Source organism: Arthrobacter sp. JUb119 (assembly GCF_024807995.1).
Taxonomy (GTDB): Bacteria; Actinomycetota; Actinomycetes; order Actinomycetales; family Micrococcaceae; genus Glutamicibacter.
This window is the reverse complement of record NZ_JANUFE010000002.1, coordinates 267903-289380: the sequence shown is the minus strand read 5'-3', so window position 1 is coordinate 289380 and position 21478 is coordinate 267903. Positions and strand designations below refer to the sequence as shown.

Here is a 21478-nt window from a genome sequence, read left to right as displayed (position 1 = left end):
AAGAAGCAGTCAGTGTCCTTCGAAGGGAAATCAGTGAATCACACGCAGAAAATCCAGTTGCTTGATGCGGCGGGCCAATGGGCAGCCCAGGATCCCGATCCGCAAACGCAGGAAGAACTGCAATTACTGATCCAGCGCGTCACCGACGGCGACGCGCTGGCCTTCGAGGACATTGCCGACCGCTTCAGCGGCGTCCTGGAATTCGGCACCGCAGGCCTGCGTGCCGAATTGGGCGCCGGCCCGATGCGCATGAACCGTGTGGTAGTCCTGCGCACCGCTGCGGGCATCGCCCGTTTCCTGGGCGAAAAGGCCAACGGCGGATATGTCCCGAAGGTCGTCATCGGATTCGATGCCCGTTTCAACTCGGATGCCTTCGCCAAGGATTCAGCAGCCGTCTTCGCCGCTGCCGGTTTTGAGGTGCTGCTGATGCCCTCGGCCTTGCCGACCCCGGTGCTGGCTTGGGCCGTTCGTGAATTCAGCGCGGAAGCCGGTGTCATGGTCACGGCCAGCCATAACCCTCCGCGGGACAACGGCTACAAGGTATACGTGGGCGGCAGGATCACCGATGCGCCGGGCCGCGGGGCTCAGATCGTCTCCCCCATCGATGCGCAGATCGCTTCCTTGATTGACCATGACCAGCCAGTGGCGCAGATCCCGCTGGCACAGTCCGGTTGGGAAGTGCTCCCGGCCCCAGGCGAAGAAGGCGATATCGAGGCAGCCTATCTCGCTTCCATCCACCCGATCATCGAAGCGAACCAGCCGCAGGGCCTGGTGCGCAAGAATCTGCGAATTGTGGTTTCGGCAATGCACGGCGTGGGTGGCCACACCATGCGCCAAGCCCTGCTGAACGCTGGATTCGACGACGTGCACATGGTCGTTGAGCAGGAACACCCCGATCCGCTCTTCCCTACCGTGAAGTTCCCTAACCCCGAGGAGCCAGGGGCCATCGACCTGTCGCTGGAACTGGCCCGCACGGTCGGTGCTGATCTGGTCATTGCCAATGACCCCGATGCCGACCGTTGCGCGGCAGCCATCCTCGACGGCGGCAGCTGGCGGATGCTGCGCGGCGATGAGGTAGGTTGGCTGCTCGGGGACCAGGTCTCCAAGACCTTGCCAGAGGGCAAGAAATTGGCCAATTCCATCGTGTCTTCGCGCATGCTGGCAGCCATCGCCAAGGACGCCGGACGCGAGCACGAAGAAACCTTGACCGGATTCAAGTGGATCTCACGCGTTGAGGACCTGGGCTACGGCTACGAAGAAGCCCTGGGCTATTGCGTAGCCCCGGAACTGGTGCGCGACAAAGACGGGATTTCTGCCGGTATCGTCCTGGCCGATCTGGCTGCGCAGTTGAAGGCCTCGGGCAGCTCCATCCCGGACCGCCTGGATGAACTGGCCGCCAAGCATGGCGTGCACGTCACCGACCAGCTGTCCCTGCGCTTCACCGACTTGGCGCAGATCCCGGTGCTCATGGAAAGGATCCGCAAGAACGCTCCGGCCTCGCTGGGCGGCTCCGAGGTTTCCGAGGTGACCGACCTGTCCAGGGGCACCGAAAAGCTCCCTGCGACCAACGCCATGGTCTTGCATACATTTTCCGGTGCCCGCGTGATCGTTCGGCCCTCGGGAACGGAACCGAAACTCAAGTGCTACTTGGAAACTATTGAGCCGGTCGATGATCTGGCCAAGGTCCCTGAAGCCCGCAAACGCGCTACCGCGCAGGTCTTGGCAATCAAGGATGAATTGGCAGCTTACCTGAATGCCAACTAGGCTTACCCCTTCGAGACCTTCATTTGAAATGATTGAAATCTTTATTGTTAGAGGAAATGATGACTGAACTAAGCGCCCGCGAGATCGCAAGCTACATCGATCACACCCTGTTGGCTCAGAATGCTTCCCGCGAACAAATTGTGCAGATCTGCGAGGAAGCCAAGAAGTACGGCTTCAAGTCGGTCTGCGTCAACCCGTTGTGGGTTTCCACCGTTTCGCGCGAGCTGGAAGGCTCGGACGTACTGACCTGTTCGGTCATCGGTTTCCCGCTGGGTGCCTCGGCCACCGATACCAAGGTATTCGAAACCAAGCACGCAGTTGCAGACGGTGCCAACGAAATCGACATGGTGATCGACGTTGCCGCCGCCCTGCGTGGCGATCGGGATGCCTTGGTCAACGAGATCTTCGCCATTGCGCAGGCCGCGCATGAAGGTGGAGCCATCTTGAAGGTCATCATCGAAACCTGCTTGCTCACCGAGGAAGCCAAGGTCCTGGCCTGCGAGGCCGCAAAGGCCGCTGGCGCTGATTTCGTCAAGACTTCCACCGGTTTCTCCACCGGCGGCGCGACCGTCGAAGACGTCGAGCTGATGCGCAAGACCGTCGGCCCGGAAATGGGTGTCAAGGCCTCGGGCGGCGTTCGCAGTGTTGAAACCGCGCGGGCCATGATTGCGGCCGGTGCGACCCGGCTAGGTTCTAGCTCAGGAGTTGCTATCCTAGAGGGAGAGCAAAGCGGTTCCAGCTACTAGGAAATCGCACCAATCCGTTTTCCCAAGGAGAAAAAGTGTACTCGAACGGCAAGAACACTGCCCATTCCGGTGAAGGCCGCCTTGTCGGCAATATCGTCAACCTCGTGATCTTCTTCGTGATGTTCTCGGCTGGCGTCTACACCTTGGGCTACTGGACCCTTGAGGTTGCTTGGTGGCCGACCCTGGTCAGCTTCGCTCTGATGTTCTTGGCTTTCGCTATCCCGATGCACCTGATGGGTCGCGCGGAAAAGGCTGAGGATCTGGTTGCGGCAGCTAACGCCCACCAGAATTAATTAGAACTTTTCAAGAGAGGGAAACCCGTGTCCGGGTTTCCCTCTCTTGCGTTTAAGCTGCCCTGCCTCGCTTAGACTGGCCCCATGGAATCATGGGATCAGCGCATCGAAGAGTTCTGGAACTCAGCCAATGGCAAACGCCCTGAACAGTTGCGCACCGAACTGGCACTCCTGGTGCAGGGCAAGGTTCCGCAGGATCCGCGGGTGCTCTTCGAGGTCGCGTCCCTGCACGACTACCTAGGGGAAGAAGAACAAGCGGTCGGCCCCTACCAGGCGGCACTGGAAGCTGGACTGGAAGCGCCAAGGCACGATGAAGCGCTGCTCCAGCTAGCCAGCACGCTGCGCAATCTCGGGCAGTACACCCAGTCCATCGAACTGTTGCAGCAGATCACTGCCGATTCACCGATCTTTACCGACGCCCAGGCCTTCCTGGTTCTGGCCCTGCACGATGCCGGGCAATCCACCGAAGCGGTCCAGCTGGCGGTCAGCGCATTAGCGCGCCATGCCTCGCTCTACGCCCGGGCGATCAAGGGCTACGCCGGAGAACTGGCCTCGCCTGCTGCCTCGGGCCAGCGGTAGCAAACGCCGGCCAGCAGCCTGCCGGAAAAGGCATCCTACTGGCCCGCGAGTTCAACCGAATCAGTCCTTTGCTGCCGGTGCGGGTGTTGGCTCGAAAATAGCGTAGAGCAGCTTCTCCGCCCACTCCAGGATCTCCCCGTCGGCCAAGTCCCGTCCGCCAATGGGCGAGGTCTTGGGCTTCGGGATGAAGATCGAATTCAGCGCCGGCTTGTTCGCAGCCCCCGGGTACAGGCGTTCCAAGCGCACCTGGCGCGAAGCTGGCAGGTCTTCAATTCTGGCCGGAGCCAGCTTGATGTGGTTGCCGACCTGCTGGATATCATGCAGCCCCGCAGCACGCGCGCGAATACGCAGGGCCGCGACGCGCATGAGGTTCTCCACCGGAGTTGGAAGCTTGCCATAGCGATCCACCAGCTCATCGCGGACTTCACCCAGCGCCTCGTCGGTCTCGGCCTGGGCAATGTTGCGATAGGCTTCCAAACGCAGTCGTTCACCAGGTACATAGTCGTGTGGCAGGTGGGCATTGACCGGCAGGTCAATCTTCATCTCGGCGGCTTCTTCCTCGCCTTCGCCCTTGTAATCGGCCACGGCCTCGCCTACCAGGCGCAGGTACAAGTCGAAGCCCACACCGGCGATATGCCCGGACTGCTCGCCACCCAGCAGATTACCGGCTCCACGCAGTTCCAGGTCCTTCATGGCCAGCTGGTAGCCGGAGCCAAGCTCGTTGTGCGCGGCAACGGCTTTCAGGCGCTCCAGGGCGACCTCCCCCAGCGGTTTCTCTACATCCCACAGGAAGTAGGCGTAGGCACGCTCACGGCCGCGGCCTACGCGCCCGCGCAGCTGGTGCAGCTGGGACAGGCCGTAGTTGTTCGCGCGGTCCACAATCAGCGTGTTCGCATTGGAAATATCCAGGCCGGTTTCGATGATGGTGGTGGAGACCAGCACGTCGAATTTCTTCTCCCAGAAGTCCTGGATGATCCGCTCCAGCCGGGATTCGCTCATCTTGCCGTGCGCTACCTCCACGCGCGCTTCGGGGGCCAGCTCGCGCAATTCGGCAGCTACCCGCTCAATGGAGCTGACCCGGTTGTGCACGAAGAACACCTGGCCATCGCGCATCAGCTCACGCTTGATGGCCGCGGAAATCTGCTTGTCGCTGCGTGGACCCACGTAGGTCAGCACCGGATGGCGTTCTTCGGGCGGGGTCGCCAAGGTGGAGGTTTCGCGGATGCCGGTCAGCGACATCTCCAAGGTACGCGGGATCGGGGTGGCGCTCATCGCCAGCACATCCACGTTGGTGCGCATCTTCTTGAGCTCTTCCTTGTGCTCCACTCCGAAGCGCTGTTCCTCGTCAATGATGACCAGGCCCAGGTTCTTGAACTCCACGTTCTTGGAGAGCAGGCGGTGGGTGCCGATGACAATGTCCACGCTGCCGTCCTTGAGGCCGGCCAGGATTTCCTTCGATTCCTTGGCGCTCTGGAAACGCGAGAGGGTCTTCACGCGGACTGGGAAGCCCGAATAGCGTTCGGTGAAGGTCTGGTGGTGCTGGGAAGCCAGCAGGGTGGTAGGAACCAGCACGGCAACCTGCTTGGAGTCCTGGACGGCCTTGAAGGCGGCGCGAACCGCGATTTCGGTTTTGCCAAAGCCCACGTCACCGGAAATCAACCGGTCCATCGGGATTTCCTTCTCCATATCGGATTTCACCTCGTTGATGGCGGTGAGCTGATCCGGAGTCTCGATGAACGCGAAGGCTTCCTCCAGCTCGTTCTGCCACGGGGTGTCTGATGCGAAGGCGTGGCCACGGCTGGCCATGCGTGCCGAGTAGAGCTTAATCAGGTCGCCAGCAATTTCCTTGACGGCCTTGCGCGCCTTGGACTTGGTGCTGGCCCAGTCCGAACCGCCCATTTTGGACAAGGTCGGCGCTTCGCCGCCGACATACCGGGTGACCATATGCAGCTGGTCCATCGGGACGAACAGACGGTCCCCCGGGGCTCCGCGCTTGGAAGAGGCGTACTCCGCCACCAGGTACTCGCGCTTGGCATCCTTGCCCGAGCCATTGACCTTGCGGGCCACCAGCTCGACGAACTTGCCGATGCCGTGCTGTTCGTGGACGATGTAGTCCCCGGCCTGCAGGCTCAGCGGATCAACGGCATTGCGCTTGCGCTTGACCGTCAGCTTGCGGCCCTTGCGGTTCGGGTACGCGCTGGAGCGGCCCAGCAAGTCTGCTTCGGTGAGCAGTCCCAGCTTCAGTTCCTCGAAGACAAACCCGCGGCCGGCGGTGGCCTGGGTGATCTCGATCAGTCCAGCGGTGGGTTCCGCGGACAGGTCATCCACCCTGTGTGCCGGGATCTTGAACTCGGCGAAAAGCTCCGAGAGGCGGGCTGCCGGGCCGGGACCCTCGGTAGCCACGACGAAACGCCATTGGTCCTTGACGCGTCCGGCGATGAATTCCATCATCGCCTCGATGTCGCCCTGGTAGCCGTGCGGTTCACGGGCCGGGACACGGATGGTGGCCGCGCCCAAATCCAGCTCGTCATCGGCACCCAGGGAGGTAATAGCCCACCAGGAAACCTTGGCGGCTTGTGCGTGTTCTACGGTTTCTGCCAGCGAGGCAAAATCACCGGTAGCCAGCTTTCGCTCGGAATCCGCGGTGGTCAGATCCAACGGAGCGCTGGCTCCATCCGAAGCCGAAGCCCACGCGGCAGCCAGGAATTCGGCATTGGTGGCGTTCAGGTCATGCGCGCGGGCGCGCACGCGCTCTGGCTCCATCACCAGCGCAATGGACGATTCCGGCAACAAGGACAGCAGCGGAACCATCTTGTCCACCAGCAGCGGAGCCAAGGATTCCATGCCTTCAACAGCGATGCCGCCGGCAATCTTGGTGAGCATTTCCTGGGCCGCCGGGAAATGGTTCTTCAGATTCGCTGCCCGGCTCATCACCTGCGGGGTGATGAGCATTTCACGGCAGGGCGTGGCAATGATCCGGGTGGGACCGGGATCATCAGTGGACCGCTGATCTGCGATGGCGAAGAATCGCATCGAGTCGATCTGGTCCCCGAAGAAATCAATACGGACCGGATGGTCCAATGTCGGCGGGAAAACATCGATGATGCCACCACGCACCGCAAACTCGCCGCGGTGCGTCACCATGTCCACTCGGGCATAAGCCGCAGCAGCCAAGTCCTTGATGACTTTATCGAAGCCCGGCTCGGCATCCAGTTCCAGGATGACCGGGCGCAATTCGCCAAGGCCGGCGACCAACGGCTGCAGCACGGCACGAATTGGAGCAATGATGATGTTTAGGCTCTCATCCCGGTCGTGCAGGCGGCGCAGCACTTCCAGGCGGCGTCCCACGGTATCGCTTCGCGGCGACAAGCGCTCATGGGGCAAGGTTTCCCAAGAAGGGAACTCGGCGATCTGGCCTGCCGGGAGGTAGGCACCCAGTGAGCTGGAGACTTCTTCGGCTTCACGGCCGGTCGCGGTGACGATGAGCGTCACCCCCGAATGCTTGCTTTCACGCAGCGCCTGGCTGATATGCGCCGAGAGGATCGGTCGCATGCCCTGCGGGGCCGCGATTTCCAGCTCTTCGCTGCGCGTCGGGTAGTCATGAGCTGCGCTTTGCCCAATACGCCTGAAGGAAGGTTCCTCGCGCAGGAAATCATGAAGTCCGCTTAGGCTCATGGGGGTTCGGGTCCTCTCATGCAGACGCTTGGCCGGGTGCATTCATACTGTATTACGTCGAAACGACACCACTAACGCCGACCGTGAATGTTTTTCCACGGCCGGAAACGTCAATATGCTGTTTTGGGTGCAGTCCTAGCCTACCCAATGCGGCTTTGCAGATAGTGTTAATACTGTCCGTTGCCGGGCCTGCGATTTCGTTGCCCGGCCACTTAGATTTCCAGATTGGGATTAGCTTTCATGGCATTGAACGCAAGCACTCAGATCGCCCACCCTGCAGACCAGGTCATCGCTACGCTTAGCGATCGTGGCTTTGCCGAGCACCTGACCAAGGTCGCCAACGGTTCCTTGACCGATTTCTCCGTGAACGGCGATACCGCAGGCGCCTTCACCGTGACCACCGTTCGTTCGGTCCCCACCGATCGCGTTCCGGATATCGCCCGCAAGTTCGTTGGCGCGACCATCGAGATCACCCAGGTAGACCAGTGGACAGCACCAGATGCTGCCGGCAACCGCTCGGCTACGGTAAAGATCTCCGTTGCCGGTGTTCCGGTGACCGTCAGCGGCACCGAACAGCTCAAGGCCCAGGGCGAAACTTCCGAATTCTCCATCGACGCCAAGGTTTCCTCGTCGATTCCATTCATCGGCGGCAAGTTGGCTTCGGCTGCGGAGCCTTACCTGGGCAAGGCACTGAATTTGCAGGCTGCTCAGGTCAATGCCTGGCTTTCGAAATAAGCCACTCCGAATAGTTACGTTTCACATTCAGTCCCCGGACGTGCGATTTCTCGCAAAGCGTCCGGGGATTTGTGCTCTGAAGCACTGTTCGCGCTAGGGTTGGTGACAGGTGTGCCGGGAAGTCTGGTCGGCGAGAAATATTCATTTAACGAAGTAAGCGAGTTAAAAGCATGACCCAAACTCCGTCTTCGGGTTCCAGCAAGAACCTGTTTTCGCGCCCCAGCTATAAAGAATCTATCCGTATCGGCGACATCCTGCGCAAGGAAACCGTCGGCGGCATGGTACTCATCGCCGGCGCTTTGCTGGCATTGATCTGGGCTAACACCCCGCTGCGCGAGTCCTACTTCGCACTGCGTGACTTCCACTTCGGACCTACCCTTTTCGGTGTGGATCTGAATCTGTCCATCGGCCACTGGGCTGCCGATGCTCTGCTGGCGGTGTTCTTCTTCCTGACCGGCTTGGAGCTGAAAAAAGAATTCGTCATTGGCGATCTGCGCAATGCGAAAACGGCAGCCGTACCGGTAGCGGCCGCTTTTGGCGGCGTGCTGGTGCCGGCATTGATCTTTGTCGCTATCGCTTCCATGTCCGGTGGCGGTGAGTTGTTGCGTGGCTGGGCCATTCCAACCGCAACAGACATTGCGTTCGCCGTGGCTGTGCTCGCGGTGATTGGTTCGGCGCTTCCCGCAGCGCTGCGCATCTTCCTGCTGACTCTGGCTGTAGTCGATGACCTGATCGCTATTGTCATTATCGCCGTCGTATTCACCGATGACCTGAAGCTGTCCTACCTGGGCCTGTCGCTGATCCCCATCATTCTCTTCACGGTCCTTGCCCGTTTCCTTGGCAAGTTCTTCGCCAAGCGTGCGTGGGCCGCGTGGGCAATCCTGCTGCCGCTGGGTGTCATTACCTGGATCTTCGTCTTCGGCTCCGGCATCCACGCCACCATCGCCGGTGTGGTCTTGGGCTTCTGTGTCCCGGTCAAGCGCACCGATGGCCGTGACGGCATCGGCCTGGCTGAACGATTCGAGCACCGTTTCCGCCCGCTGTCCTCCGGCATATGCATTCCCATCTTCGCCTTCTTCGCCGCCGGCGTGACCGTGATTTCCCCTGACAATGGCAGCGGCGGCCTGCTCACCGATCCGGTGTTCTGGGGCATCGTGCTGGGTCTGGTGCTCGGCAAGCCGATCGGCATTATGGGCTCGACCTGGGTGCTGACCCGGTTCACCAAGGCCTCGCTGGACAAGGATGCCCGCTGGGGCGACCTGCTGGGTGTCACGTTGCTGGCAGGTATCGGTTTCACCGTGTCCCTGCTGGTCTCCGAATTGTCCTTCGGCTTGGAGTCGGCGCACTATGAGCATGCCAAGGTAGCAATCCTGGCTGGTTCATTCGTTGCCGCGATCCTCGGTGCCCTGTGGCTGATTCCCCGTAACCGCCGATACAAGGTCATCCACGAGCGCGAGACCCGCGATGCCGATAAGGATGGCATCCCTGATGTGTACCAGCAGGACGACGAAGGAAAGTAGCCTTCTGGAATCCTGAAGAAATAGCTCGGGCGCCGGCTTCCACATGTGGAAGCCGGCGCCCGAGCTATTTGGTTTTGCTACTATTTGCGGGCCTCGTGCATGGCGACCTCAGCGGCTACCCAAGCGAGCATTGCGCACTTGACGCGTGCGGGGAACTTCGAGACGCCGACGAAGGCAGCGGCGTCTTCCAGCACCTCTTCATCCGGCTGGAAGTTTCCCTTGGAGCGCATCATCTCGCGGAAATAGTCCCTCTTCCCAAGAAATTCTTCCTTGGTCAGCTCAGGCAGCATCTCGGCCAGCACCGAGGCAGAGGCCATGGAGATGGAGCACCCATCGCCTTCCCAGCTCATCGACGTGAAATGCTCCTGGTCATCAAGCTCTACGCGGACACGGATCTGGTCGCCGCAGATCGGGTTGTGCTGGTGGGACTCGCCGTGCAGCAATCCTTCGGTGGTCTCAACCAGCGGCGAACCGATGCGGCGCTTCGAGTGGTCCAAGATGACCTGTTGGTATAGCTGATCCAATTCGTTCATTTAAACTCCAAAGTATTCGCGCACGGAGCTCAAGGCCTCAAGCAGGGCCTTGATGTCTTCTTCCGTGTTGTACAGATAGGTGCTGGCGCGGGTCGTGGAATTCACGCCCAGGGCGCGGTGCAGCGGCTGCGCACAGTGGTGGCCCACGCGTACCGCAATGCCGCGCGAGTCGAGGTATTGGCCGACATCATGCGGGTGCACCCCGATCACTTCAAACGGGACAGTACCGATACGCTGCGCGTCGGCCGGACCGAAGACGCGCACGCCTTCGATTTTCGAGATGCCCTCATAGAGCATTGCTCCGAGGTGCTCTTCCCAGGCCGCGATACGGCCCATGCCGATTTCATCCAGGTAGCTGACTGCGGTAGCCAAGCCGTGGGTCTGGGCGATGCGCTGGGTTCCGGCCTCGAAACGCTGCGGCGATGGCATGTATTCTGCGTGCTCCATGTCCACCACGGTGATCATCGATCCACCCGTGAGGAACGGTGGCATTGCGTTGAGCAGTTCTTCACGGCCGTAGAGTGCGCCGATTCCGGTTGGGCCGAGCATCTTGTGGCCGGAGAAGGCCATGAAGTCAACGTCCAGGGCTTTCACGTCGACCGGCAGGTGCGGCACGGACTGGCATCCGTCCAGCACGGTCAGGGCCCCGACCTTGCGGGCAGCGTCAACGAACTTCTGGGTATCGGTGATGGTACCCAGCACATTCGAAACGTGGGTGAAGGCAACGAGCTTGGTTTTCTCGGTAACCAGCTCATCAAGCAATTCGTAGCGCAGTGCACCATCTTCGGTGACGGGCACATAGCGCAGCGTAGCACCGGTGCGGAAAGCCAGTTCCTGCCACGGGATCAGGTTCGCGTGGTGTTCAAGTTCGGTGGTGAGGATTTCATCGCCCGGGCCCAAGCGGAATCGGGCCGCGGCCTCTCCCCCGCGCCCCAAGGAGGCATTGGACATCGAGTAGCTGATCAGGTTCAGCGCTTCGGTGGCATTGGCAGTCCACACCAGTTCGTTGGTGCGTGCACCGATGAACTTGGCGACCTTCTCGCGTGCTTCCTCATAGATCTCGGTAGCTTCAACTGCCAAGGAATGCGCACCGCGGTGTACTGCTGCGTTGGCGTTCTCGTAGTAGTGCTGCTCGGCTTCATAGACGCAACGCGGCTTCTGGCTGGTGGCGCCGGAGTCCAGGTACACAACGTCAACGCCGTTGACTTGGTGCTCCAGAATTTCAAAGTCGGCCTTGATGCGCTCAACTTCTCCAGCTGTCAACGCCTCAAGGGCTTCTGGCTGACCGGTCATCGTGTGCACGTGGTCCTCCGAATAATTGTCATGGATGCCGGACAGGCCGTGGCAAAGAATCGTCACAGGCCTATTAGGCAAGGGGTACATTGGGTAATTATTCCACTCCGGGCCTCGAAGCACATCTAAGTTAGGCCTTAGTAAGGAACGCCTCGGTCCATAGCTTTCCTAATTTAATGAAGTCGAGGACCGCTGCGGACCGTTCAAGTCCCCAGCGGTCCCCGCTTGGCTTCACCGCGCCCCATAGGGATCAGCGGTCAGCTGATATGGAATTTTGCCTGGGCAGCTTCCAATCCCGAGTTCATCAGCAATTCCACTGCGTCAGCGCAATTGTCGATCAGAAACGGAAGATCGGCCTTTTCGGTCTTGGAGAAGTCCTGCAAAACCCATTTGGCAGTATCCATGCGGCCCGGAGGGCGCCCAACGCCTGCGCGCACGCGCAGGTAGTCCTTGGAGCCCATGGCCTTTGAGATATCCCGCAGGCCGTTATGCCCGCCTTCACCGCCACCGCGCTTGAGCTTGATGGTATCGAAGGGAATGTCAATCTCGTCGTGCACGACAATCAGCCGGGCGGCATCGATGCCGAAGAACTTCGCCGCGTTAGCTACCGGCCCGCCCGAAAGATTCATGAAAACCATGGGCTTGGCCAGCACGATGCGTGGACCGCCAACCCCCATGCGTCCTTCGACAACCTGGGAACGCGAGGAGTGGGTCTTGAATTTCGAGCCGACTCGATGAGCCAGTTCATCGAGCACCATCTGCCCGATATTGTGTCTATTGCCAGCGTAGCCGGACCCGGGGTTCCCGAGTCCGGCTACGAGCCAAGTTCCATCACTCATGATGCTCAGCTAAAACCTAGTTCGCTGTAATTAGGCAGCGATGATCAGGTCCATGTGATCAACGGTGCGGTTCAGCGCGTGGATCTGGATGTCCTTGATGGTGGTCTTCACGGTCTTGCCTTCGATGTTCAGAACCAGCTCAACACCGCGGTCGCGAACGGCCAGGGTGGTTTCGCGGCCTGGAAGCAGTACGTGCTGTGGCTCGGAGCCTGCACCGTAGACAACTGCTGGGATCTGGCCATCGCGGCGAGCCTGGCGGGCAGCGCCCTTGCCGAAATCGCTACGTACAACGGCGTCAAGGTTGACAGATGCCATGATAATTCTCCTTAGGAAATGAATGCTTCGTTAAGGCCCTTGCGTGGACTCGGGAAGCATCCAACATCTAGGAGATGAAAGAGCTTTTCCGGCCTTGTCGATAACGGTCCCACCATTGCTGGTGTTTCCCTCGCCTGGGCACAGTCAACAATTCTACCAGCTGCCATCGCCAACGGGAAAACCTGTAGCGAACGCCACTATTCCTGGATTCCGCTCAACGGCTTTGGAAAATAAAAGTATCGTCCAGCGTAAAGCCGTGGGCGTCATCGCAGCGATAACCGCGCAGCCACGGCACTCCATCCACCATCCGCAGATAGAATCCGCGCGGGAATTCCTGATCGCCGGGTGCCGCGGAAGCGACGGTCAACGAATCAGCCGGCTTCTTCCCATCACTGAGCACTGAATTGTTGGAAGACGCTTGGTCTAGGAAATCCAGTCGCATATACGGGCCGGTCATGGCGGGGCACAACTTCAATCCGACGCTGACTGCGCGTTCAAGGACCTGAGTCAACGTTGCTCCGACCTCCAGACCAAGCTGTCGCAGATTACGACTTACCACGGTCACCTTTTGGGGCCGACACAACCTCATCGAAAATCCGGTGGGCTAACAGCATTTTGGCGTAGTCGTTAAGCTGAACCCCTGTTTGGACCATGCGTTGTAGTAGCTCAGCGCGTTCCAGCCCTCCCACAGCGACCTGGCGTATGCCAAGTTCCATGCTGCCCCTCTTGGTCCTTGATCCACCATAAATAATAGTTTTCCGTGTCTGTATAAGGCACCTTCACCGGGCATTTTCTCGGGCGGGGTATATGGGAATCCGAAGTGTTTGAAAACTCGGTGTTTCAAAAATTAGCCGAGTCAAGAACACGTATATCCCGTATGACGACCGGCTTACGGAACACTTCCCTGCGATACATCTTTGAACTTCAACTCAATGCAGGATTCTTGAAAATGCCCAACGTACATGACGAAAGGATGAAGCACAAAACACATACTGAATCGTCTTGCCCACGGAATAGCTGTAAATTTTCTATGGACTGCCTGCTGTTCGTTGGCAGTATTCTAGGAGGACAACTTGGCAATGTATTCAGGTCGTGGGCTGTGGCATTTTCTTGATTCACCGGCAATTCTGGCAACGACCTCAAGGATGGGTTTCGGTTGGCACGGGTTGGACATGCAGCATGGCCTGTGGAGTGAACCCCAAATAATTTCCGCTCTTGCTGAGGCACCAGGTGGAAACATCGCCGTGCGGGTTCGCAGCGGAAGCTACGCAGATATTGGGTTTGCCCTCGATGCCGGTGCCACCCACATCATGGTTCCCATGGTCAATACGGCCGAAGAAGCCCAAGAGGTAGCCCACGCGGCAAGGTACGCTCCGCAGGGCGGGAGAAGCTGGGGACCGATGAGTGCGCTGTTCGGGGCACCCGTGCTTAACCCCCAAGAAGCGAACTCTCGAATTCACCTGTCGTTGATGATCGAATCCGCCGAAGGACTGGAAAACCTGGACGCAATCCTTGGCACACCGGGCATCGACTCCATATTCGTGGGCCCGGTCGACTTGGCAATGAGCCTTGGAACGGACGTGGATTCGTTGCTCGCCGCCAAGGACTCTCCGCTTGGATACATAGCAAAAGCGTGCCATGACCACCATATTGAAGTAGGTGCTTTCGCAGGCTCGTCGGTCAGGGCCAGCGCCTTCGAAGGACTCGGCTACGACTGGGTGGCCACCGATACGGATATGGGACTCCTTAAGGCAGGTGCCGCACTAGCCCTCGATGGCTGATTCTGCCGTTGACGGGCAGGATTCCGATTCCCCTGACCCGCTCAGCGTTCCTCTTACGGGCACTGTCAATGATCGCTTAACCGCCTCTGGCCGGCACCCTAAGGTGCCGGCCAGAGGCTTTGCGAAACGAGGGCTGCTAGGCGCGGCCGTCAAACAGGTTCGTGACCGAACCGTCGTGGAATACTTCCGAGATCGCGCGGGCGATCGTCGGGGCGATCGAGAGCACGGTGAGGTTCTCGAAACGCTTCTCTTCAGGGATTGGCAGGGTGTTGGTGACAACAACCTCGCGGGCACCGCAATCAGCCAAACGCTGGGCAGCCGGATCCGAGAAGACCGCGTGGGTAGCCGCGATGATGACGTCCTTGGCGCCGGCTTCCTTCAGCACGCGCACAGCGCCTGCGATGGTTCCGCCGGTGTCGATCATGTCGTCGATCAGGATCGCGATGCGGCCCTCCACCTGGCCAACCACGGTCTTGGACTCGGCCTGGTTAGGCACCGTCAGATCGCGGGACTTGTGGACGAAGGCCAGCGGGGTGCCGCCCAGTCGATCTGCCCACTGCTCGGCAACGCGCACGCGGCCGGTGTCAGGGGAAACCACGGTGACTTCATTTACATCGACCTTGGACTTGATGTAGTCAGCCAGCAACGGGAAGCCGAACAGGTGGTCCACCGGACCGTCGAAGAAGCCCTGGATCTGCGCGGTGTGCAGATCGCAGGAAATCACGCGGTCAGCACCGGCGGTCTTGAACAGGTCGGCAACCAGGCGGGCCGAGATCGGCTCGCGGCCGCGGCCCTTCTTGTCCTGGCGCGCGTAAGGGTAGAACGGCGCCACGACAGTGATGCGGCGGGCCGAAGCACGCTTCATCGAGTCAATCATGATCAGCTGTTCCATCAGCCAGTTGTTCGTTGGTGCTGGGTAGGACTGCAGCAGGAAAACGTCCTTGCCGCGAACCGACTCATCCGAACGCACGTAGATCTCGCCATTGGCGAAGTCGTAGGCGTTCAACGGCAGCAGTTCGGTGTCGAGTTCCTTGGCTACTTCTGCAGCCAGCTCAGGGTGCGCACGACCGGTGGCCAGCACCAGCTTCTTGTCGACGTTATGGCTGATTTCACTCATGGGGTTTGCTTTCTCGCTCGCTTCGCTATCACGTATGAGGTTGTTGTCGAGGAAATGAAGTCTGTAGCTGAATTACTCGGAAGCCGAAGAGTTCAGCGAGGACTTGAACGCTGCGTCAGCCGAGGAGGTGCCTGGGCGCTTTTCCAGCGTCCACCCCTCGGAGTTGCGCTGCGGTGCCACAGACAGTGCCAAGGCACCGGCCGGGACGTTCTTGCGGACGATGGCTCCGGCTCCGGTGTAGGCGCCGTCCCCGATTTCAACCGGGGCAACGAATACGGTGTTGGAGCTGGTGCGCACATGCGAACCGATCTTGGTGCGGTGCTTCTTTTCGCCATCGTAGTTTGCGGTGATGTTGCCGCAGCCGATATTGGTGAATTCACCGATTTCAGCATCTCCGGCGTAGCCGAGGTGCGAGAGCTTGGAGCCACGGCCAATCGTGACGTTCTTGGTTTCGTAGAAGGCGCCGATCTTGCCATCCGCACCGAGGTCGGTGCCGGGACGCAGGTAGGCGAACGGGCCAACCGAGGCGCCATCAGCGATGCGCGAGTCGGTGGCGTCGGTGCGCTTCACGGTAGCGCGCTGGCCAACAACCACGTTGGTCAGGGTGCTGTCCGGGCCAACAGTGGCATTGGCGCCGATGATGGTCTCGCCGTGCAGCTGGGTGCCTGGCTTGAGGGTGGCGTCCTGGCCGATCATGACGTCAGCGTCGATCCACGTGGTCGCCGGATCAACGATGGTCACGCCCTGGCGCATCCAGAATTCGGTCTTGCGCTCGTTGTAGATGCGGGCCAGATTGGAAACCTGGACGCGGTCGTTGGCGCCCTCGATCTGCCAGCGGTCAGCGATCTGCGAGGAGGCGACGCGGCCACCGCGTGCGCGGGCGATGGCGAGCACATCGGTCAGGTACATTTCGCCCTGCGCATTTTCGGTGGTGACCTCGGTCAGCGCCGAACGCAGGATCTGGGCATCGAAAGCGTAGATGCCGGAGTTGATTTCCTTGATCAGCAGTTCTTCTGCCGAAGCGTCCTTCTGCTCGCGGATTCCTGCCACCTCGCCCTGTTCATCGCGCAGGATGCGGCCGTAGCCGTTAGGGTCATCCAATTCGGTGGTCAGCACGGTCACGGAGTTGCGGTTCGACTCGTGCGTAGCAACCAGTTCCTGAAGCACATCGCTGGTGAGCAACGGCACATCGCCATAGGTCACCACAACGGTGCCTTCAAGCGATGGGTCCACGGCTTCCAAGCCCAACTGCACGGCGCGGCCGGTACCCGGGATTTCATCCTGGTCGGCAATGGTGATGGAAGGGAACTGTCCCAGAATGTGCTCTGCGACCAGATCACGCTGGTGGCGGACCACCGCTACCAGGTTCTGCGGCTCCAACGCGGAAGCCGCGTAGAGTGCGTGGCCAATCATCGACCGACCTGCGATTTCATGCATGATCTTCGGCTTCGCCGATTTCATGCGAGTGCCAGCGCCGGCGGCTAGGACGATGACAGCTACTGGTGCGTTGACCTGATCACTCAAGTGCATTCTCCTGCAAATTGGATTCAAGGTTTTGGGCAGAGAAGTAAAACCTCAAAGCAAGTCTATCGCGAGCTCCGGGGTGCGCTGAAACTGGTTAAAAAATAAAAGCGCCACTTGCGTGACGCTTCATCATTGGTTCCGCCCCTAGGATTCGAACCTAGAATGCACAGCTCCAAAGGCTGGCGTGTTGCCATTACACCAGGGCGGAAAATGGCTTGCGCAGGTCATGCCCGACAAGCACGCTAATTATTCTGCCATGATCAGCCCGATGTGCGAAATCGCAAAACACCGTAGCTAAACTCACTTTTATTCTCTGCTTTAAACTGCCCAAGCCCCCTGGCACGGCACACGCTCAGATGGTCCTGCCAGGGCCTCGATTTGCTCCCGGAACGTAAAATGGAAATTGTGGCTCATTTACTCGGGGGCGAAGCCCTACATCTGGAATATCCCACCCATGTCGTTTTCGACTCGGTAACCATCGGCATTTCCGATGGCGACCGCATCGGCCTGGTGGGTCGCAACGGCGAAGGCAAGTCCTCGCTGCTCGGCATGCTCTCTGACAGGATCGAGCCCAACTCCGGGCGTGTTACCAAGCGCAACGGCCTGCGCGTGGGCGTGCTGGACCAGTCGGACACCCTGGATCCCGAAGCGACCGTGCACTTCTGCGTGGTGGGCGAGATGGACGACCACGAGTGGGCCGGCGAAGCGCGCATCCGCGACATCATCTCCGGGCTGGTCGCCGACCTGGACTGGGAAGCGAAGGTCAGCACCCTCTCCGGCGGCCAGCGCCGCCGCGTGGCTTTGGCCGCGCTGCTGGTGCAGGACTGGGACGTCGTCATCCTGGACGAACCGACCAACCACCTGGATGTCGAAGGCATCTCCTGGCTCGCCGAGCACATCAATAACCGCTGGTCCAAGAACGCCGGCGGCCTGATGGTCGTCACCCACGACCGCTGGTTCCTCGACGCGGTCTGCACCACCACCTGGGAAGTGCACGACCGCCTGGTCGAGCCCTTCGAGGGCGGTTACGCCGCCTACGTGCTGCAGCGCGTGGAACGCGACCGCATCGCCGCGGTCACCGAAAACAAGCGCCAGAACATGATGAAGAAGGAACTGGCCTGGCTGCGCCGCGGCGCCCCGGCCCGTACCTCCAAGCCGAAGTTCCGCATTGAGGCAGCCAACCAGCTGATCGCCGATGTCCCGCCGGCACGCAACCCGCTGGAGTTGCAGAAGATGGCCACCAGCCGGCTGGGCAAGGACGTCATCGACCTGCTGGACACGGAGGTCTCCTTCGGCGCCAAGCAAGTACTCAAGCCCTTCACCTGGCGCATCGGCCCGGGCGAACGCACCGGCCTGCTCGGTGCCAACGGTGCCGGCAAATCCACCTTGCTGGGCCTGATCGCCGGGACCGTGGAGCCAACTGGCGGCAAGATCAAGCGCGGCCAGACCGTGAAGCTGGCCGTGCTGGACCAGCAGTTCCGCGAACTGGAGCAGATCGGCCAGGACAAGGTCCGCGAAATCCTCGCCCGCTACCGCACCACGTTCAATGTGGATGGCAAGGACCTGACCCCGGCCCAGCTGCTGGAGCGCCTGGGCTTCTCCTCGGCACACCTGTCGACCAAGGTTGCTGAACTCTCCGGCGGCCAGCGCCGCCGCTTGCAGCTGCTGATGATCCTGATGGATGAGCCCAACGTGATGATCCTCGATGAGCCCACCAATGATGTCGATACCGACATGCTGGCGGCCCTGGAAGACCTGCTGGATTCCTGGCCCGGCACCTTGATCGTGGTCTCCCACGACCGCTACCTGCTCGAACGCGTCACCGACCAGCAGTACGCGATCCTGAACGGCAACTTCCGCCACGTGCCCGGCGGCGTGGACGAGTACCTGTTGCTGCGAGCTGCCGAAGGTTCCACTGGCGGGTCCAATCCTTCGCAGGCTTCTTCCGAAACTGCCGCCAAGCCTGCTGGCCCTTCGGGCGCAGAGCTGCGTGCCGCGCAGAAGGAACTGAATGCCAATGAACGCAAGGTCGGCCAGCTAGAGGAAAAGATCGCCAAGGTCCACGCCAAGATGGCCGATCATGACCAGAGCGACTATGAAGGGCTGGGCAAATTCACCGCTGAGATCAACGAGTACCAATCGCAGATCGACGAGTTGGAAGAGCGCTGGCTGGAACTGTCCGAGCTGCTCGGATAGCGCTTCTGCCTTGACGCAGGCGAAGGGCTCGGAAACTTTCGGTTTCCGAGCCCTTCGCTGATCCACGAGTTTTTGCCCCATCCGCCAAAGATCGTGGCAGACTGGCGAACATGGGAATTGTGATCATGGAGGGCCGGTTGCTGTGCGCGGACGCGGCTGAGGCTGAATTGGTGGAGAAATTGCTGCCGGAGCATATACGCCTCACCAAGGCGGAAAACGGCTGCATTTCTTTCTCTGTCACGCAAACCGGCGATCCCTGGGTCTGGCTGGTGCACGAGGAATTCGAAGACAGCGCCGCTTTCGAGGCCCACCAGCAGCGGGCCGCGAAGAGCGAATGGGGCCAGGCTACCTCCGGATTGCAACGAATCTACAAGATCAAGGGCTTATAGCCAGGTGCATTTTGAAGCCCACATGCGACGCGGTAAATCCTAGCCCCTCGTAAAAGCGGTGCGCGTCCTGGCGTTGCGCGTCGCTTGTCAGCTGGACCAGCGGAATTCTCTTGCTTTCGGCTTCGGAAATGGCCCAGCGGATCATTTCCGTTCCCAGGCCCCCGCCGCGCAACGCGCTTGCCACGCGCACTGCCTCGATCTGCATCCGCTTAGCTCCCCTGCGCGCAAGACCCGGCAACATGGTCAGCTGCATCGTGCCGGCAATGGCTCCGTCATTGCCCTCCACCACGATCAGCGTATGCGCTGGGTCTGCGTGAATCTCGTTGAAAGCCTCCAAATACTGTTCCCCGGCGTCCCCAGCGTCCGCATGCTCTGCACGACGGATCTCATCATCTGCCATCAAGGCAATGATCTGTTCAAGATCCGTTGCCCGTGCTTCGCGCAGGAGGTAGTTCTGGCCGCGTGCCGACAAGCTGCAGGCGCCCATGGGCTCCTCGCGCACCTCAGGCACGGGCCCTGGGCGTACGCGCCGCACCCACCGAGATGGCCATGACGATGATTCCGGCACCTTGCAGTGCCCAGCCAAGGATTCCGGCCTGCATCAGCGTGATCATCAAGACGCCAGAAATAATGAGCACTAGTGCTAGTGCGCAAACATAGATTCCACGTTTATCAAGTCCCATGGCCACAGCCTATGTCCCGCAGTGCCAGCGCTCAAGGCTTTCCGGTGATTCTATCGGCCAGCACGGCCAGCGGCGAGGAGCTCCCCCGTCCCTTCAGTTCGCTTCGATCTGCGGCACCATAGGCTGCATAGAGCCCCTTGGTTGCCAGCCAGCGCAGTGGTTCCGGCTCCCATTTGCGCACCTGGTGATTGACCCACGGCAGATTGGCCAATTCAGTGCTTTCCCCGAGGATCAAGTCGCGCAAGGTTCGTCCGGCCAGGTTCGCTGCGCCGACCCCGGTGCCGACATAGCCGCCGGCCCAGCCCAGTCCGGTCGCCGGGTCCAGCCCAACGGTAGCGGCCCAGTCCCGCGGCACTCCCAGTACCCCGGACCAGGCATGATCGATTCTCGAATTCCGGGTCTGCGGGAACATGCGGTGCAGGATTTCCTGCAGTCCCTCCACGGTGCTTTGCGGCGTCTGGCCATCGGCATCCGTGCGCGAACCATATTTATACGGCATTCCCCGGCCTCCGATGGCAATGCGGTTATCCGCGGTGCGCTGGGCATACATGTAGACGTGGGCGTAGTCCCCCAGCACCTCGCCGTTGTTCCATGCCAGTTCGTCCCAGATGGATGGAGCTAGCGGTTCGGTGGCAATCAAGGACGAATTCATCGGGAGCCACAAGCGCTTGTGTCCTGCTAGCCCGGCAGTAAACCCTTCGGTGGCACGGATGATGTACTCGGCGTCCAATGACCCACCGTCGAATTCGATGCGGCGTGCGCGCAGTGTGGTGGCGCGGGTGTTTTCATAGATCCGTACGCCGAGCCGCTCCACGGCTTCGGCGAGTCCGCGTACCAGTTTTGCAGGATGGATCCTGGCCGCGTGCGGATGCCACAGCCCGGCCCGGGCATTGGCGACGTTGATCTTGCCTTGCGCTGCCTCGGCTTCCAGCAATTCGGTGTGCGTGTGTTCCCATTGCGCGTCGGCCATGGCATCGGCGCGCAAGCGCTTTTCCTGGGCAGGGGTGTAGGCAACTTCGAGTTCGCCGCCCTGCAGGATATCTGCATCGATCCCCTCGGCAGCGCACACCTCGATGACCTCGGCGACGGTCCGGTTCATGGCCAGCTGGAAGTCATTGACTGCTTGCCTGCCATGGGATTTCAGGTAGCGTTCGCGGCCAGCGGTGATGGTGTTGGTCAGCCATCCCCCATTGCGCCCCGAGGCGCCGTAGCCCACGTGCCGGGCTTCGAGGATCGTAATGCGAAGATCCGTGTTGGCCTTGGCCAGGTAATAGGCGGTCCACAGTCCGGTGAACCCGGCACCGACAATGGCGACATCTGCGGTGCTCTGACCGCGTAATTGCTGGCGTGGCTCTGGCAGGCCGATGTCTTCCCACCAGTGCGAGACGCGTCCATTGAGCATGTTGTATTCCGCCCCAGATCCAAAATGAATGGCTCTCAATAATTGCTTTGGGACTCAGCCTAGGGCCGGGCCCAGGGCGCAACAAGAGGGGTGG

19 protein-coding genes, 1 tRNA gene and 1 pseudogene are annotated in these 21478 nt (G+C 60.4%); 9 read left to right on the top strand and 12 right to left on the bottom strand.

Annotated elements, in window-relative coordinates:
* Nucleotides 1-33: 33 nt before the first annotated feature.
* From M2368_RS07355 to M2368_RS07340, 4 genes are all read left to right on the top strand, one after another.
* Entirely contained in the window at nucleotides 34-1764 is a 1731-nt protein-coding gene (locus M2368_RS07355) for a phospho-sugar mutase (RefSeq protein WP_498724295.1), read from the top strand.
* Between the two features lie 59 nt (nucleotides 1765-1823).
* Nucleotides 1824-2510, top strand: coding sequence for a deoxyribose-phosphate aldolase (deoC, locus tag M2368_RS07350; RefSeq protein WP_388024126.1), 687 nt, complete (start codon nucleotides 1824-1826; stop codon nucleotides 2508-2510).
* 35 nt (nucleotides 2511-2545) lie between these two features.
* Nucleotides 2546-2803, top strand: a complete 258-nt coding sequence (locus M2368_RS07345; RefSeq protein WP_105657110.1) for a hypothetical protein — start codon at nucleotides 2546-2548, stop codon at nucleotides 2801-2803.
* Between the two features lie 84 nt (nucleotides 2804-2887).
* Entirely contained in the window at nucleotides 2888-3382 is a 495-nt protein-coding gene (locus M2368_RS07340) for a tetratricopeptide repeat protein (protein ID WP_498724294.1), read from the top strand.
* A 60-nt stretch (nucleotides 3383-3442) separates the two neighbouring features.
* Here M2368_RS07340 and mfd read toward each other — a convergent pair whose 3' ends face one another.
* Complete coding sequence (mfd, locus tag M2368_RS07335) at nucleotides 3443-7057, bottom strand: transcription-repair coupling factor (protein WP_332498367.1); 3615 nt, start codon at nucleotides 7055-7057, stop codon at nucleotides 3443-3445.
* Nucleotides 7058-7297: 240 nt separating this feature from the next.
* Between mfd and M2368_RS07330 the strand changes: the two genes are divergently transcribed.
* Nucleotides 7298-7792 carry a DUF2505 domain-containing protein gene (locus tag M2368_RS07330; protein WP_105657107.1) on the top strand — a complete coding sequence of 165 codons (495 nt, stop codon included), beginning with the start codon at nucleotides 7298-7300 and terminating at the stop codon, nucleotides 7790-7792.
* Between the two features lie 170 nt (nucleotides 7793-7962).
* A complete protein-coding gene (gene nhaA, locus M2368_RS07325) occupies nucleotides 7963-9312 on the top strand; it encodes a Na+/H+ antiporter NhaA (RefSeq protein ID WP_388024129.1) in 1350 nt (449 codons plus the stop codon).
* An 80-nt stretch (nucleotides 9313-9392) separates the two neighbouring features.
* On the opposite strand, the gene sufU is transcribed toward nhaA, so the two are convergent.
* The 5 genes and pseudogenes from sufU to M2368_RS07300 form a co-directional block, all read right to left on the bottom strand.
* On the bottom strand, nucleotides 9393-9845 hold the full coding sequence (gene sufU, locus M2368_RS07320; protein ID WP_105657105.1) for a Fe-S cluster assembly sulfur transfer protein SufU: 453 nt from the start codon (nucleotides 9843-9845) through the stop codon (nucleotides 9393-9395).
* Complete coding sequence (locus tag M2368_RS07315) at nucleotides 9846-11138, bottom strand: SufS family cysteine desulfurase (RefSeq protein ID WP_105657292.1); 1293 nt, start codon at nucleotides 11136-11138, stop codon at nucleotides 9846-9848. It lies immediately after the preceding gene.
* Nucleotides 11139-11395: 257 nt separating this feature from the next.
* Nucleotides 11396-11977: an aminoacyl-tRNA hydrolase gene (pth, locus tag M2368_RS07310; RefSeq protein WP_105657104.1), complete on the bottom strand. Its 582-nt coding sequence runs from the start codon at nucleotides 11975-11977 to the stop codon at nucleotides 11396-11398.
* 42 nt (nucleotides 11978-12019) lie between these two features.
* A pseudogene (locus tag M2368_RS07305) lies at nucleotides 12020-12292 on the bottom strand (50S ribosomal protein L25); the annotation flags it as partial.
* A 214-nt stretch (nucleotides 12293-12506) separates the two neighbouring features.
* Nucleotides 12507-12803: a hypothetical protein gene (locus M2368_RS07300; RefSeq protein WP_146112922.1), complete on the bottom strand. Its 297-nt coding sequence runs from the start codon at nucleotides 12801-12803 to the stop codon at nucleotides 12507-12509.
* 568 nt (nucleotides 12804-13371) lie between these two features.
* Here M2368_RS07300 and M2368_RS07295 point away from each other — a divergent pair.
* Entirely contained in the window at nucleotides 13372-14073 is a 702-nt protein-coding gene (locus M2368_RS07295; protein WP_498724367.1) for an HpcH/HpaI aldolase family protein, read from the top strand.
* A gap of 136 nt (nucleotides 14074-14209) precedes the next feature.
* On the opposite strand, the gene M2368_RS07290 is transcribed toward M2368_RS07295, so the two are convergent.
* The 3 genes from M2368_RS07290 to M2368_RS07280 all read right to left on the bottom strand — a co-directional run bounded on the left by M2368_RS07290 (nucleotide 14210) and on the right by M2368_RS07280 (nucleotide 16922).
* Complete coding sequence (locus M2368_RS07290; RefSeq protein WP_105657098.1) at nucleotides 14210-15190, bottom strand: ribose-phosphate diphosphokinase; 981 nt, start codon at nucleotides 15188-15190, stop codon at nucleotides 14210-14212.
* Nucleotides 15191-15262: 72 nt separating this feature from the next.
* Nucleotides 15263-16714, bottom strand: coding sequence for a bifunctional UDP-N-acetylglucosamine diphosphorylase/glucosamine-1-phosphate N-acetyltransferase GlmU (gene glmU / locus M2368_RS07285; protein ID WP_498724293.1), 1452 nt, complete (start codon nucleotides 16712-16714; stop codon nucleotides 15263-15265).
* A gap of 133 nt (nucleotides 16715-16847) precedes the next feature.
* Nucleotides 16848-16922, bottom strand: a tRNA-Gln gene (locus M2368_RS07280).
* A gap of 197 nt (nucleotides 16923-17119) precedes the next feature.
* Between M2368_RS07280 and M2368_RS07275 the strand changes: the two genes are divergently transcribed.
* Both M2368_RS07275 and M2368_RS07270 read left to right on the top strand, forming a co-directional pair.
* Nucleotides 17120-18910, top strand: a complete 1791-nt coding sequence (locus tag M2368_RS07275) for an ABC-F family ATP-binding cassette domain-containing protein (RefSeq protein WP_105661906.1) — start codon at nucleotides 17120-17122, stop codon at nucleotides 18908-18910.
* Between the two features lie 110 nt (nucleotides 18911-19020).
* Nucleotides 19021-19299: a putative quinol monooxygenase gene (locus M2368_RS07270; protein WP_105661730.1), complete on the top strand. Its 279-nt coding sequence runs from the start codon at nucleotides 19021-19023 to the stop codon at nucleotides 19297-19299.
* On the opposite strand, the gene M2368_RS07265 is transcribed toward M2368_RS07270, so the two are convergent.
* The 3 genes from M2368_RS07265 to M2368_RS07255 are packed head-to-tail and all read right to left on the bottom strand — an operon-like array spanning nucleotide 19286 to nucleotide 21384.
* The gene (locus M2368_RS07265; RefSeq protein WP_105661729.1) at nucleotides 19286-19786 is read right to left on the bottom strand and encodes a GNAT family N-acetyltransferase; all 501 of its coding nucleotides are present in this window, start codon (nucleotides 19784-19786) and stop codon (nucleotides 19286-19288) included. The two genes, M2368_RS07270 and M2368_RS07265, sit on opposite strands and share 14 nt — an antisense overlap.
* A 16-nt stretch (nucleotides 19787-19802) precedes the next feature.
* Nucleotides 19803-19982 (bottom strand): hypothetical protein, encoded by a 180-nt coding sequence (locus M2368_RS07260; protein ID WP_133833061.1) that lies wholly within the window; start codon nucleotides 19980-19982, stop codon nucleotides 19803-19805.
* Between the two features lie 31 nt (nucleotides 19983-20013).
* Nucleotides 20014-21384: an NAD(P)/FAD-dependent oxidoreductase gene (locus M2368_RS07255; protein ID WP_498724291.1), complete on the bottom strand. Its 1371-nt coding sequence runs from the start codon at nucleotides 21382-21384 to the stop codon at nucleotides 20014-20016.
* Nucleotides 21385-21478: the final 94 nt, after the last annotated feature.

Excerpts from the sequence above, each read along its gene's own strand:
- deoC (WP_388024126.1), top strand. The coding sequence starts at position 1,824 with ATGACTGAACTAAGCGCCCGCGAGATCGCAAGCTACATCGATCACACC.
- M2368_RS07340 (WP_498724294.1), top strand. The coding sequence starts at position 2,888 with ATGGAATCATGGGATCAGCGCATCGAAGAGTTCTGGAACTCAGCCAAT.
- mfd (WP_332498367.1), bottom strand. The coding sequence starts at position 7,057 with ATGAGCCTAAGCGGACTTCATGATTTCCTGCGCGAGGAACCTTCCTTC.
- M2368_RS07330 (WP_105657107.1), top strand. The coding sequence starts at position 7,298 with ATGGCATTGAACGCAAGCACTCAGATCGCCCACCCTGCAGACCAGGTC.
- nhaA (WP_388024129.1), top strand. The coding sequence starts at position 7,963 with ATGACCCAAACTCCGTCTTCGGGTTCCAGCAAGAACCTGTTTTCGCGC.
- sufU (WP_105657105.1), bottom strand. The coding sequence starts at position 9,845 with ATGAACGAATTGGATCAGCTATACCAACAGGTCATCTTGGACCACTCG.
- M2368_RS07315 (WP_105657292.1), bottom strand. The coding sequence starts at position 11,138 with ATGACCGGTCAGCCAGAAGCCCTTGAGGCGTTGACAGCTGGAGAAGTT.
- pth (WP_105657104.1), bottom strand. The coding sequence starts at position 11,977 with ATGAGTGATGGAACTTGGCTCGTAGCCGGACTCGGGAACCCCGGGTCC.
- M2368_RS07295 (WP_498724367.1), top strand. The coding sequence starts at position 13,372 with ATGTATTCAGGTCGTGGGCTGTGGCATTTTCTTGATTCACCGGCAATT.
- M2368_RS07290 (WP_105657098.1), bottom strand. The coding sequence starts at position 15,190 with ATGAGTGAAATCAGCCATAACGTCGACAAGAAGCTGGTGCTGGCCACC.
- M2368_RS07270 (WP_105661730.1), top strand. The coding sequence starts at position 19,021 with ATGGGAATTGTGATCATGGAGGGCCGGTTGCTGTGCGCGGACGCGGCT.
- M2368_RS07265 (WP_105661729.1), bottom strand. The coding sequence starts at position 19,786 with ATGGGCGCCTGCAGCTTGTCGGCACGCGGCCAGAACTACCTCCTGCGC.
- M2368_RS07260 (WP_133833061.1), bottom strand. The coding sequence starts at position 19,982 with ATGGGACTTGATAAACGTGGAATCTATGTTTGCGCACTAGCACTAGTG.
- M2368_RS07255 (WP_498724291.1), bottom strand. The coding sequence starts at position 21,384 with ATGCTCAATGGACGCGTCTCGCACTGGTGGGAAGACATCGGCCTGCCA.